13 protein-coding genes are annotated in these 13,107 nt (G+C 33.3%); 3 read left to right on the top strand and 10 right to left on the bottom strand.

Features of this window, described 5'->3' with window-relative positions; all coding sequences use genetic code 11:
* Positions 1-75 precede the first annotated feature (75 nt).
* Positions 76-798: a YceI family protein gene (locus tag Q5Y73_RS02285; RefSeq protein ID WP_305990222.1), complete on the top strand. Its 723-nt coding sequence runs from the start codon at positions 76-78 to the stop codon at positions 796-798.
* Between the two features lie 222 nt (positions 799-1,020).
* Here Q5Y73_RS02285 and Q5Y73_RS02280 read toward each other — a convergent pair whose 3' ends face one another.
* From Q5Y73_RS02280 to Q5Y73_RS02235, 10 genes are all read right to left on the bottom strand, one after another.
* Positions 1,021-2,037 carry an NADP-dependent oxidoreductase gene (locus tag Q5Y73_RS02280; protein ID WP_305990221.1) on the bottom strand — a complete coding sequence of 339 codons (1,017 nt, stop codon included), beginning with the start codon at positions 2,035-2,037 and terminating at the stop codon, positions 1,021-1,023.
* A gap of 121 nt (positions 2,038-2,158) precedes the next feature.
* Positions 2,159-2,821 carry a LysE family translocator gene (locus Q5Y73_RS02275; protein ID WP_305990220.1) on the bottom strand — a complete coding sequence of 221 codons (663 nt, stop codon included), beginning with the start codon at positions 2,819-2,821 and terminating at the stop codon, positions 2,159-2,161.
* 10 nt (positions 2,822-2,831) lie between these two features.
* Positions 2,832-4,007, bottom strand: coding sequence for an MFS transporter (locus tag Q5Y73_RS02270; protein WP_371320127.1), 1,176 nt, complete (start codon positions 4,005-4,007; stop codon positions 2,832-2,834).
* A gap of 68 nt (positions 4,008-4,075) precedes the next feature.
* Positions 4,076-4,510 carry an Lrp/AsnC family transcriptional regulator gene (locus Q5Y73_RS02265; protein WP_305990219.1) on the bottom strand — a complete coding sequence of 145 codons (435 nt, stop codon included), beginning with the start codon at positions 4,508-4,510 and terminating at the stop codon, positions 4,076-4,078.
* A 351-nt stretch (positions 4,511-4,861) separates the two neighbouring features.
* Positions 4,862-7,270: a S8 family serine peptidase gene (locus tag Q5Y73_RS02260; protein ID WP_305990218.1), complete on the bottom strand. Its 2,409-nt coding sequence runs from the start codon at positions 7,268-7,270 to the stop codon at positions 4,862-4,864.
* Positions 7,271-7,662: 392 nt separating this feature from the next.
* The gene (locus Q5Y73_RS02255; protein ID WP_305990217.1) at positions 7,663-7,887 is read right to left on the bottom strand and encodes a hypothetical protein; all 225 of its coding nucleotides are present in this window, start codon (positions 7,885-7,887) and stop codon (positions 7,663-7,665) included.
* 657 nt (positions 7,888-8,544) lie between these two features.
* Positions 8,545-9,420, bottom strand: coding sequence for an alpha/beta fold hydrolase (locus Q5Y73_RS02250; RefSeq protein ID WP_305990216.1), 876 nt, complete (start codon positions 9,418-9,420; stop codon positions 8,545-8,547).
* 499 nt (positions 9,421-9,919) lie between these two features.
* Positions 9,920-10,285: a hypothetical protein gene (locus Q5Y73_RS02245; RefSeq protein WP_305990215.1), complete on the bottom strand. Its 366-nt coding sequence runs from the start codon at positions 10,283-10,285 to the stop codon at positions 9,920-9,922.
* A 251-nt stretch (positions 10,286-10,536) separates the two neighbouring features.
* Complete coding sequence (locus Q5Y73_RS02240; RefSeq protein WP_305990214.1) at positions 10,537-11,076, bottom strand: hypothetical protein; 540 nt, start codon at positions 11,074-11,076, stop codon at positions 10,537-10,539.
* A gap of 83 nt (positions 11,077-11,159) precedes the next feature.
* Positions 11,160-11,600 (bottom strand): hypothetical protein, encoded by a 441-nt coding sequence (locus Q5Y73_RS02235; protein WP_305990213.1) that lies wholly within the window; start codon positions 11,598-11,600, stop codon positions 11,160-11,162.
* 191 nt (positions 11,601-11,791) lie between these two features.
* On the opposite strand from Q5Y73_RS02235, the gene Q5Y73_RS02230 reads away from it, so the two are divergent.
* Positions 11,792-12,049 (top strand): hypothetical protein, encoded by a 258-nt coding sequence (locus tag Q5Y73_RS02230; protein WP_305990212.1) that lies wholly within the window; start codon positions 11,792-11,794, stop codon positions 12,047-12,049.
* A 556-nt stretch (positions 12,050-12,605) separates the two neighbouring features.
* Positions 12,606-13,055 carry a hypothetical protein gene (locus Q5Y73_RS02225; protein ID WP_305990211.1) on the top strand — a complete coding sequence of 150 codons (450 nt, stop codon included), beginning with the start codon at positions 12,606-12,608 and terminating at the stop codon, positions 13,053-13,055.
* The last annotated feature ends 52 nt before the right edge of the window (positions 13,056-13,107 follow it).

Here is a 13,107-nt window from a genome sequence, read left to right as displayed (position 1 = left end):
GTATACTTCATGTATGTTTGTCCAAGATTTTTCTTGTAAAATAGCTCACTTATTATAGAAGGGAGAATTACATGCATGAAAAAAAATAAGTTGTTGATATCGTCAGTAATTGCGTTAGTAATTATTATAGGAGGATATTTTGCATTCGATTATTATGCCGGAAATCATATTGAGATTAATGATGTTTTTGAAGAAACTGAGGAAAATGAAACAATGGTTCAAGACGAACAGCCCGCAGCTCAATCTAATACAGACTTCACATCAGAAGAGTTGGATTTAAATGGAGAATGGGAAATAACGGAGGATTCCAATGTTTACTTAAGCATTAAAACTTCCAAAGAGGAAGTGAATATCCAATTTAGTGATGTTAGTGGGCAATGGAATATCAACCAAAATGAACCAAACCTTGTTGAGGCAGAAGCAACTGTAGGGATAACATCAATAGATTCTGGAAACTCCCAAAGGGACTCTCATGTGCAAGGACTTAGATTTTTAGATGCTGAGCAATTCTCTGAAGCCACTTTTGAACTTCAATCTATCGAACAGTTTCCTGACCTCTGGTTGTCAGGAGAAACAAATTCCATCCTACTAAAAGGCGATCTTACTATAAAAGGGATTACGAATCAAGTAACTTTTGAAGCAGAAGTTTTACCCGAAAACGATGAGTTGAAATTAAAGGCAGAAACGATTGTAACTTTTAATGATTTTGGTATGGAAAACCCACATACAGTGGTATTAGATACGGAGAATGATGTGAAGATTACTTTGCAGCTTGTATTAAATAATACAACTATTTAAAGAAAAGATTCTTTTGAACATATATAATGAATTGCAGTTCGAATTATGAATCATCTATTTTATAGTATTTATTGGAATATCATCGGTCTAATAAAATCAACACGTCCGAAAAGATCGTCATTCATTAGCTGACAAATTGACTTTCTGTCTGGATCAAATTCTTATGTTATAAAAAGAGGAACAATGGTGTAAAGACCATTGTTCCTTTTACCTTAACTTATTTTAAGAAGACTGACTTGGATCAGCTACTTTTACTAATAATTTCCCTAAATTTGTTCCTTTAAACAATCCTAAAAATGCTTCAGGTGTATTTTCAAACCCATCAATAATCGTTTCTTCATATTTAAGTTTTCCTGCCATAATCCAAGCAGCTAATTGTTTAATTCCTTCTGGGAAACGATTCGCATAATCAGAAACTAGAAAACCTTTCATCAATGCTCGATTTTTAATTAAAATAGTCTGAACACGAGGGCCTAAGTCTAGTTCTTTATTATTATAAGATGAGATAGCACCACAAACCGGAATACGTGCATGGGTATTTAAATGTTTGAATACTTCGTCTGATATTTCTCCACCTACATTTTCAAAATACACATCTACTCCATTAGAACAAGCATCCGCTAACTTTGATTTGAAATCAGCGTCTTTATAATTAATCGCAACATCAAAATTCAACTCATTAACCAAATAATCAATTTTCTCCTGAGAGCCTGCGATTCCCACAACACGTGCACCTTGAATTTTAGCAATTTGACCAACTAACATGCCAACTGCACCAGCTGCACCTGACACAACGACCGTCTCACCTTCTTTTGGCTGACCTATATCCATTAAACCAAAGTAAGCCGTTGCCCCAGGCATCCCTAAGACACCTAAATTTGTAGAGATCGGTGCTAAAGACGGATTTACTTTTTGAACAATTCCTTCTTGAACCGTTTGATAACGAGCCCAATTCAACATCCCAGTTACAATATCACCTTTTTGGAAATTAGAAGATTTTGATTCTACTACCTCCCCTACAACACCGCCTGTGATAACTTGGTCAATTGAATATGGCGCTGCATAAGATTTGCCTTCTCTCATGCGGCCACGCATATAGGGATCCACTGAAAGATATAATGATTTAACTAAAATTTCATTCTCTTTGGGAGCAGGCATTTCTGTTGATACAAATCTAAAAGTATGTTCATCTGGCAGTCCCTCTGGTCTCGAGGCTAATTGAATTTCTTCATTTTTCATTTTGTGATTCACCTTTCTTTTACATTATAATAAATTGCGTACAATTAAATTTTAGACTATTAAAAAGTATCATTTTTTTATCTGCTTGTCAAAATGATAAGTACGACCAAACTATAATAGTTTATTCCAAAAGAACAATTTGTATTAATGAAGTAATTAAAGAATAAATAATGAACACACCAAATGAAAAGATAAAAATACCGGACATTCTATTGACCCATTGCAAATGAGCATTGTTCATTCGATTTATAAGCAAACTGGCTAAAGTTGTTAAGATAAACCACCAACCAGCTGATCCTAAAAAAACACCAACAACTAAACTAACAGAGACAAAATAATTTGGGTTTTCCATACTTCCAATCCCTAAACCAGAAAAGATTGCAAGAAAGGATAAAATAGTTACAGGATTAGAAAGTGTTAAAAAAAACGCGCTTATATAGTCTGAAAACACACTTGAATGTTCTCGAAAATTTGATGATGAAACCCCTTTGTGAGGTTTTGTTAAAAATATTCTAATCCCCAAATAGACTAAAAAGACTCCACCAACAGTTTGTAAAATGTATTTTTGATTTAATAAAAAATTAGAAATAAAAGCAAGTCCAAAACCTGCAACAAATCCGTAAATCATATCTGCGGTAGCAACACCTAAACCCGTGAAAAAACCTGATTTTCTTCCATTCATTAAAGTTCTCTGAATACAAAGAAGTCCAATTGGACCAACAGGTGCAGCAATGGAAAACCCTAAAATGATCCCTTTCACAAAAAACAACGTATTCATTTCCATATGCATTCCCTCACTTATTAAAGGTAGACTCATGAAGAGATATGGTAAAGTCGCGCTTAAAATTCCACACTAAAACGACTAAAGAGATTGAAATAATCGCTATGGATGTCATATGTAAATGTGAAAACAGATTAAAAAATTCAAGCATAAACCCTGTATATAACAACGCTAGCTGTTGTGTGATACGATTCCACATCTCTTGAAAAGCAAAAAACCTCCCTCTTATTTCCTCGGGAATAATCAACTGACTTATCGTAGAATACGATGGCAGCCAGCAACCCATAAAGAAACCAAACAAACTGTATCCTAAAAAAGCTGACCAAACAGAGTAAACACCAAATTGCATGATATATACAGCAATACCCGTACCTGTAACAAGAACCGTATTTATTAACAATAAATTTCTTTTTCCATAAATTTTTTTTACAACAAATCCAGCAATCATCAAAAATATACCTTCAATACCATAAAGAAACCCTTGAATCACATGATTCTCATGAAGCTCACTGAGTTTTAAAATCACTAAATTAGAACCGCCTAGAAATAAATAAATCATAGATACATTCATCATCAATCCAATTAATATAGGCTTCTTTCCAAGCAATAAAAAAACATCTTTAAATGGCAGGCTCTTTTGAAAACTTCTTTTATCTATAGACTCATTAATGTGAATATAAAGACGTAAAAAGTTCATAATAAAATAACAGATGATTACCGCTATATACATATGTAAGAGTGGCAAAAAAGATAATGCTAGTCCAGAAATAGCAGTAATCGAGATTCTAGAGATTGTGGTCACGTTCATATACAGTGCATTTGCTTCTAATAGTTTTTGATTTGGTACAATGAATGCTATAGCGCTTTTAAGAGATGGTGTATAAAATGCATTTGCAATATTCAGCATGACCAATGAAAATATTAATATTAAAACTGAATTTGAGTAAAAGGCATATAGTTGCAATATAGCACATGAAAATTGAACTAATCCAGCGATTGTAATTATATTTTTGACAGGATATCGATCTATGACTTTCCCTGCATATGGGCTAGTCAAAATTAAAAAAACAGGTCCAACAACTAGAATTAACGCTTTGTAAAAATCAGTCAATCCCAACAGTATCATAAGCTGAAAATTTGCAAATATGCCAAACCACAAACCTGAAACAGATAAAAAATCTGCCGCCAAAACAACTGTAAAATTCTTATTAATAAATAGCTTAATATCATTTCCCCCTTGCTGAAAAACTGACTATATTACATTTCTTCTTTTAACGTAGACAATGCGATCGTTGTACTAGTTTTTTGAACGCCCTCAGTTCCTTTTAAAACGTTTGATATAAAATCTTCTAATCCTCTCGTTCCCTGTACCGCTACCTTTAACAAGTAATCGTATTCACCGGCTAAGTGATGGCACTCTAATACATGCTCAGATTGCACAATGATTTTTCTAAAAGCTGGTATGTATTCCGTTCGCTCTAATGTCACTGAAATAAAAGCTACAAGAGATTGGCCCATTTTGTCTCGATTTAATTTCACCGTAAAACGCTCTATAATTCCCTTTCCCTCTAGTTTCTTGATCCGTTCCGAGATTGCTGGTATAGATAAATGTGTTTGTTTGCTAATTTCCGAATTAGTCATCCTGCAATTTTCTTTTAATAACTTAATAATCTGTTTATCAATGATATCCACCAAATCATCCCCTTATATTTATAAAATAAATTATAATAGAAAGTTTCATAAATTAATACAATTCTAAAATATTCAAAAAAAAATTAAGTCTATAGTGCATATTAGTTTAATTATTTAATTTTAAATCATTTGATTTTCTTGCAAAAAAAGACGCTTTTCTTGTTAAAGAAATGCGCCATTTTGTTATAATTGATAAAAATTTAAAGGATCGTCCTATTTCATTGGTTTATTTTCTGAATATTTAAGTTAAATAATCGATTTCAATGATTTCCCATTTACAAAACAAATAAAAAAGGGAGATGGGACAAAATCTCTGTCCGGTCTCCCACTAGTGTGTGAAAATAACTTAGATTATTCTTTTGTTACCAAGAACGCACTATATTCTGTAACACCATTTGATTCTACATAAACCGCTAATACCCAATCTCCGTTAGGAAGTGGGATGCCACCTTGTACCGTACCGTCCCATGACAATTCATGAAGTGGAGCTGGTACATTTTCAAAAGCTCCTAACGTATCGATGAATCCACCAATAGTACCAGTACTTGCATCGAATGCATACAAGTCATACTGCAGCACCTCAGCGCCACCCGGCAAGTAAGAGGCCAAGGTGTACAGATCATCTGATACCTTTTCCAATGATACACCTGATACACGAGGGTAATCTGGCTCTCCAACAAACAATATGGTTGGAAGGTCAAAGACTTGTTCCCCATCACTAATTTCAATGGTTCCCTCATAGTACCCTAGTGCTAATTTTGAGGTATCTACCTGTACTTCAAAATTCACTGCTTGTGTTGAACCTGGTTGTACTTTCAGGTTATTACTAAGCATTACTTTAATGCCCTCAGGATTTTCATCGAATTCTACATCAAAGCTGTATGTTTTTCTTTCATCTGAAAGATTTTGAATTTCAAAGAATTGTTTTTCTACTTGTTTCCCATTATCTTTTATAAATTTCCCAAAGGAATGACTACCAGGAGAAACCAGTGTCATGGCATTTAATGCATCGACCACACGAATACTACCAGCGCCTTGGGTATTGTGAGCAAAATCTTCACCACTTGCTGGATCCACAAGATTTTCAGCCGTATTCATTAACGCCGCTTTAACATCTTCTGTATCCCAATGAGGGTTTTTCTGTAATAATAACGCTGCAGCACCCGCTACATGTGGTGAAGACATACTAGTTCCCTGTGAGGAAGCGTAACCATTTCCAGGGTACGTACTTACAATATCAACACCAGGAGCCGAAACATCCGGCTTGATCATCCATGAAAGTGCTACTGGACCACGAGATGAGAAATCCGCAATCACTTCAGGTGATGTCGATACATATTCAAAATCCAATGTAACCGTGTTGTTCCCTGCCTCTAATTCTGCAAGCATTATTTGACCTTCTACATCAGTGATTTTCACTGTTGGTACATCCATGCCTGGAATAACAAAAGGAATTTCACCTGGCGAATGGTTGAAAATAATGGCTCCAATCGCACCTGCAGCTTTAGCGTTAGCGGCTTTGTCTACAAAGGCATAGGCCCCGCGGCTAATTAAAGCGATTTTTCCTTCTACATCAACTTCCGCAAACTCTTCAGCGCTTCCTAAACCAGCATACACGAACTCATATTCATTACCGTCTAATACCTCTATATCTTCAACTTTTTCATAACCCATTACCTTATCACTTTCATACTCTACGCCACCAGTTGTTGTAACATCAACATCATAATTATCAAACGGCAATTGCGTCGCTCCAACGGAGATGGCTTCACGAGAAGTTCCTGGAGATCCAACAGTCCAGTTGTCTGGTCCTGAGTTCCCATTAGATGTAACGGCTACGACTCCTTCCGCCATTGCCCAATCTAAAGCAATCGATGTAGCCCAGTCCGGGCTATTCAACGGGTTACCTAGAGATAAGTTCATCACGTCTGCCCCATCTTGAACCGCTCTCTCAATCCCAGCAACCACATCCTCTGTTGTTCCCCCATCTGGTCCTAATACACGATAGCCTAGAAGTGATGCATCCGGAGCCACTCCTTTAATCACTCCGTTAGCAGCTACCGTACCGGATACATGTGTCCCGTGAGATTGAGTAGGACCTTCTTGAGGGTCATTGTCATCATCTACAAAGTCCCATCCTTTGTAGTCTCCAAACGCATGTACTAAATCAGGATGAGTGTAATCAACCCCTGTATCTATGACAGCGACCGTTACTCCTTCACCGGTAAATCCAGCTTCCCAAGCATCATTAGCTCCTATGAAAGGTGCACTTTTGACCATTTCTGGACTAAACAATTCAGCAGAAAGCTCTTCCACTGAAATCACTCCCGCTGTATAGTTCACATTTGGATAAACTGCTTTAACACCAGGAATGGTTGCAAGTTTCATAATATCGGTTCCAGCTAATTCTACTGAAAAACCAGAGAAGACATAGTCATATTCGCGGTTTACATCCGCCTGCTCCACTGCTTGTTCAAGTGCATTTATCACTTTTTGTCTTTCAGCCTTTAAATAGTCTTTCGATTGATTTTTTCCTTTTTGCTTTGCCTCTACAATCGACTCAGCTTCCAGTTCTACAATGACTGTCGTAGGCCCGCTTGAAGATAGTTCGATATCTCCAAACAATTCAGCTACAGGCAATTCCTTAACCGTGATTTGTGAGGTATTGTCTGTTTGAGCAGTTACTCCCATACCAAAAGTAGATAACAATAACACCATTGCAATAAAACTCATAAATACTTTCGTTACTCGTTTTTTCATTCCTTAAATCATCTCCCTAATTATTTAGAATAGTTAGAATATGCTCTCCCATAGCCTCGTATCAAAAACATGTATAAGGACGTTTTCCAAAACATTTCTAACAATCTATCATTTCTGCAAACGCTCTCATTTCTCCTCTAGTAAAATAGTACTAAGAAGTTGTGATTTAGGAAGAAAAAAAATAAACTTGTTTCACCTTTTTATTTGTCATACAAATGTATTATTTATGTAAAATATATTCTGTGAGATAGTTGAAATTACTTTTATAAGTGTAATTTCATTATCCTTCTACTTCTACAAAATGTTGAAAGAGACTATTATACAAATGAGGCTTCTTGCTTTCAGCAAGAACTCGAAACAAAGCGCAAACAGCGCGCGTGAAAGAATTTAATTTATTGTACGTATCTTGGCTGTGAACCGAATAATTTATCTGCAACTTCTTCAAGATGATTTCCTACAGAAATATAATTAATACTAGAATCGATAGGAATTTTTATTGCGACCATAAAATCCCATAAGTTTCTCCATACCCTGCAGCCACGAAATAGTTTCATGCCTCCATAAACCAAAATCAATAAAAATAGAAAAACAAACGATAAAACTAAAAATCGTTTCATTTTATGAACTCCTGACTATATAATCTTAAAGTGTTTTAAACAGAATTAAGTGCTGAAGTATTGATCAACGAAGAAATTAATACTGCAGAAAACAAATATATCTGATAGTTTAACATAAATTCACCAACACAATAGAGATAAGTACATTGGTTTACATTCTTAGGATTACATATTAGTTTTTGTGATTGTAGTTTAAATTATTTTGAATTACTAGATAGCACGACTAACTACTTCTCCTTGAAATTTCAAAGCATCTAAAGCCCTTATTCGTTGGACTTCACTTATTTCTGATAAATTCATCCATTTATAATCAGAGTGTTCGGAGCTAAGGATAATTTCAGCACCCTTTGGAATAGAACAGTGAAAAATTGCAGCTTGGGTATTCAGAAGCCTGGTAAGCTCCATCCTTTATTTCCGTATGTTCTTTTTAATAGGAGAACATTACCTTCCGAATTAAATATTATAGCGTGAGCCCCAAATCTAAACGTATCATTAAAAGCCAACTTTATTCCCCCTTTATCAACAAAATCCGCCCATTGTTATATTCTTTCTATATAGTGATATAATTTTTTTTAAATCCTTTTAAATCCTTTTCTCTGAGTAACAAACTTAACGAAAACAGCTTTATACGTCTTCTTCTATTATTGCCCAAGGAAACTATAAAAAACTAGTTAAGCTCTGAATGACAATCTCAGGTCTATCAATATGAATTTCATGATCACTACGGTCTGCAATAATAATTCCACCCTGATTAGATAATTTAGCTAATTCTATTTGTAGTTCACGCCAGACTCTTTCATATTCTCTTGCCTCTTCTTCCGGAATATTATATTTAATAAAGGCATTAACTGATGTCTCTATGTCTCTTGCTATTACTGTTAGTGGAATATTAGGAAACTTGCTAAGCCTTTTAATCTTCTCACTACTCAACTCCCAGTGACGTAATTCTTCAGAGACAGTTTGAAATAGTTTAGGGCTTGATATAAATGCTTCAAACTTATTCGCTTCATATTCGGAAATCCTGTTGTAAGATTCCTCAATCATTACACAGTAATGCTCCTTAAGTTCTTCTTTTGTTTTGTTTGAATGATCCAAATTACTTTGTATCAATTGGTCTATCGATATGAGGGAGTTCATTATCGGGATATCTAAGTCATATAATCTATTGAAATTTGGTGAGGTTGAATCCAATAAAACTAATCCATTAACTTTGTCTGGGAATAACTTCACAAAGTGTAATGCACATAATCCACCAAAAGAATGACCCATTATCATTATTTTATCTTGTATACCTAATGACTTAAGTAAGTTATTTAGTTCGTATGCAATATATTCAGTTGTTCTGGGATTCTTTGAAACCTCACTACTACCATAACCAGCCCTATGATACATAATAACAGTAAAATCTTGCATTACCTTCTCTACAAAGGGAATCCAATTATAAAAAGAACTGCCTATGCCAACTTCTATGAGTAGCACTTTCTTCCCGGCACCCCAAATTTTATATTCTAAGTCTAAGTTTGCTACTTTCAACTAACCTTCACCTCTACTCAGATAGACTTTTTAAAAACATTTTCTCTATAAACTCTCTCTATTACACACAAAAGTGCAATTGTATTGTAAGAAATATTTTTTCTATTATAATCATAATTTACATTGGTAATAGCTTCTAAAGACGATAGAATATTTTAATGGCATCCTTCTATGGTCTTTTAAATAGTTTCCTTTGTTTCATATAATCTACTGCCTTATCAAATTTATCTACCCTTTAATTCATTTAAGTATATATTCATTCACAAACTCTTCCTAATTCTAACATATTTTATCAACTTCGTTATTCAACAATATGGCCCCATTCATAAAGAAAGGCGCTTCTCTTATTTGAGAAAATCACCAGATTGCTGAACAATGAAACTCGAAAACTTCCACACATCCAGTAGTCATCCTCAATATGATTTTTATTCTCTATTAGAGAATAGCCCATTTTGCTGATAAAGATTAGCATAAAGGAATAAAAGAAGGTACTCTTTTATTAGAAAATCTCAATTGGAACATCCCACAAGAAGTAGTGTTTCGAAAACAATCTTGTTCCCACTATTGTTACTTTTTGGTCCTTTTCAAACACAAGTCCTGATCCCATTTGTTCTTTAAATTCCCATCCTTTCTCACTCATAAATTTTTTTACAACATCACTACTTTTATTCTCTGAAACATATCTATATGAGTTATCATTACTTGAAAACATTTCGAAATCATGACCAGAAGTTTCAAGTTTGGCAATTGATATTAGTATTGGAATTGGGTTTCCTTCTTGAGTTAAAGCACTTCCAAACCTTAGTCCTAAAAAACCAGCCATCAGTATAAACAGTCCTACTATCACAAACAAAAATCTCTTCAATTGATTCCCCCCTTTATAACTTACTATTATGTAAAATATGATGTCCTTTAATTTCAATACCCCTAAATTATACTAGAAATTATATAGCCCAATTCATAAAGAAGGCACTTCCCTTATTAAAGAAAAGCGCCAGATTATTTAAGAACTTACTGTAACTTTGGGGACAGATAATTGTGTAATCTCATGGGCTTCCATTTATTACAAAAATGAGAACCACAAGCGAGGTTAGTTCACCTGCGGATTAAATTAATTTATTTCACCTTTCCTTCTAATAATGAGATTCTTATATTAGAATCATCCATACAGCTTAGTCTTATAAATTTAGATTCCTCAAGTTGATAAGTTTCAATAACATCGGTGTTGAATTCCCAAATCATATCTCCATTTTCTGATATAGCAGCTAAACCCAGTTCAAAAATTATTAACAATATGTTATTTTCAACTAGATGAACTATAGTATAGAAAGTGGATCCTAATGTGATTACTTTTTCAACTTTTCTTTCTGTAACATCAATGAGGGCAACACATGAATTATATCCAACATACACTAAGTTTTTACATGATAAAGGTAGTATGACAGGAGTTAAACCGTAATCTGCTGAATTAATAATTACTTCGAAATTTTCATTGTGGTTCATAGAATCGAAGTCAACAATATACTGAGTTTTAATTATTTCTATCTCTTCTCCTAGACATAGTTGATCAATATCCTTGGATTTTTTAATGATTGATTTATTTCCAATATCAACTTCCTTAAAACCATAACTCTTAACGTTAAAAATAGTTCGCATGTATTTACCCCCATATAAAACCTCCGTAAAATTATGTTCCTTAGGAATATTTTATCTCCTAAGGATCTCTTTGAGGTGATTGATTACTTTATGTTATACCGTTTAAGTACCTTAGACGCTGGTTTGCTATTAGGAATCTCCTTTACAACTTCAATTGCAATATCGATAGACTCTTCCTTACTAAGAAGCGTGTCTGGAATCTCATGAAAAAATAGTAAAAATTCTTTTAAGCCACTATCTTGAGGAGATAATTCAACTGCTTTCTTTGCATGATAAAATGCTGTTGAATAACCTCCTTCTATAAAACAAAATGGTAGTGCCATTAACTCTGAGGCAATTAAATGCAACTTCGATGTTTCTCTTTGTAAAATTAAATGAATTACGAATGTATAGACAAGAATGTTTTGAGTATCAAAAGCAATTTCTTGTAATTTACCAACTGCTTCTTCTATTTCTTGTTCGTAGAATAGTTTTTCTGCTTTTTGAAATTTTCCACAAAGTATTAAACTTTCTAATTCATTCATTTATTAGTCACCCACCCGTTTGATACTTTTACTTATCCATTAGGCATTTAAATGCGCCAGATTGTGGAATAACAAGTTTTTTTTGTATTTTAATAAACAGAAGAAAGTAATAGTATAATAAATTGGTAGATAATACAATTAAAATTAATTATACTTTATTATATTGAACATGAAAGGGAAGGGAGTTACTAATGAAATTAGCTAAAAAGTACTTATTTTTGATTATCAGTTTTTTTGGATTACTTAGTGTTGGTTTCATTTTATTCTATAAATATTTAAAAGCTAAGGAATTTGCAAAAAAAGATGGTGGAATACAATCAGGTTACGACGCATTAAATTTGGAAATTATTAATGTCATTTATGGTTATGCTCTTTTAATTATAGTGATCATTCATATAATATTATTAATTATATTTATTTTTGAAGATAAAAGAAAAAAGAATGTATAGAGTTAAGGCATCTTTTTCAAGCCAATCCAAATCTGTCATCCAATCATTATAACCATCTAGGCCTTTAGATGGTATAGGGAAGCTAAACACCTCCGTCATTGTAGTTAAATAATCTTGTAAAGATTTGATACCATCGTTACTGTTTATCTCAGCAATAAACAGACTCTTGTCCTGTTCTAGCTCCGCTTTGATATTAATCATTTCACTTTATGAAACAAAATTTATTTTGTATTCCATAGTTATTCCCTTTTATTCCCGCTTTACAAACACAAGTACTCCCATACAGCTTATCTTAGTTTAAGTTCATTTCATCAATCCATATCCTAATTTTAACATAATACCTTTAACTAGATATTAAACAATCTGGCCCTATTGTAAAATATAAGAGTTAAAAAACAAATGAATCTCGTTCTAATTCATGAGTTTTGATCAATCTTTCTTTTAAAATCACAATATCTACTATTTCAAGTTTAAAACAACATTTAGTATATGATAGATTTAATAGTGTATTGCTTGTAGTATGTATTTATCAACCATTATACAAAGAAGGTTAATTATGAAAAAAACTTTTATTAATCATATTATATCTGTAATACTTTTACTTTCTTTATTTATAACTTCCTTAATCTATTTTTTAGAAATCAAACCAAATCGTATGTTAGAAGAACATCTAAACCCATATTTTCCTAATTCAAACTTGAATGTCCTTAGCACTCAATATATTGTTATCAATCCATTAGACATTAGATTAAGTGAGAATTTAAAACATGAAATCCCAAAATACAGTGGAAGTAAAGCTATTTTATTAAATAAACTAGAAATGGGTCAAGAAATAAAGTTATATCGTTTTACCTTTAATCAAGTATACCTTTACAATGGAGTTGATTTAGGAGAGAAATCAAATATCGGGTGGATTCTGATGACGCATCTTTATATAGGTAATGCTTATATTGATATAGAAGAAAATAAATTAGTAAGGTTAACCCTTGAGTTCAAAAGTAAATGACAAAATTAAAAGTTAGTTTGCTTCCATATCCATAGAATGAAGCTGTTGCGCT

It is taken from the genome of Chengkuizengella axinellae, from assembly GCF_030730905.1.
GTDB classification, from domain to species: Bacteria; Bacillota; Bacilli; order Paenibacillales; family KCTC-33759; genus Chengkuizengella; species Chengkuizengella axinellae.
The sequence above is the reverse complement of the archived record's forward strand: the minus strand, read 5'-3'. Positions and strand labels throughout refer to the sequence as shown.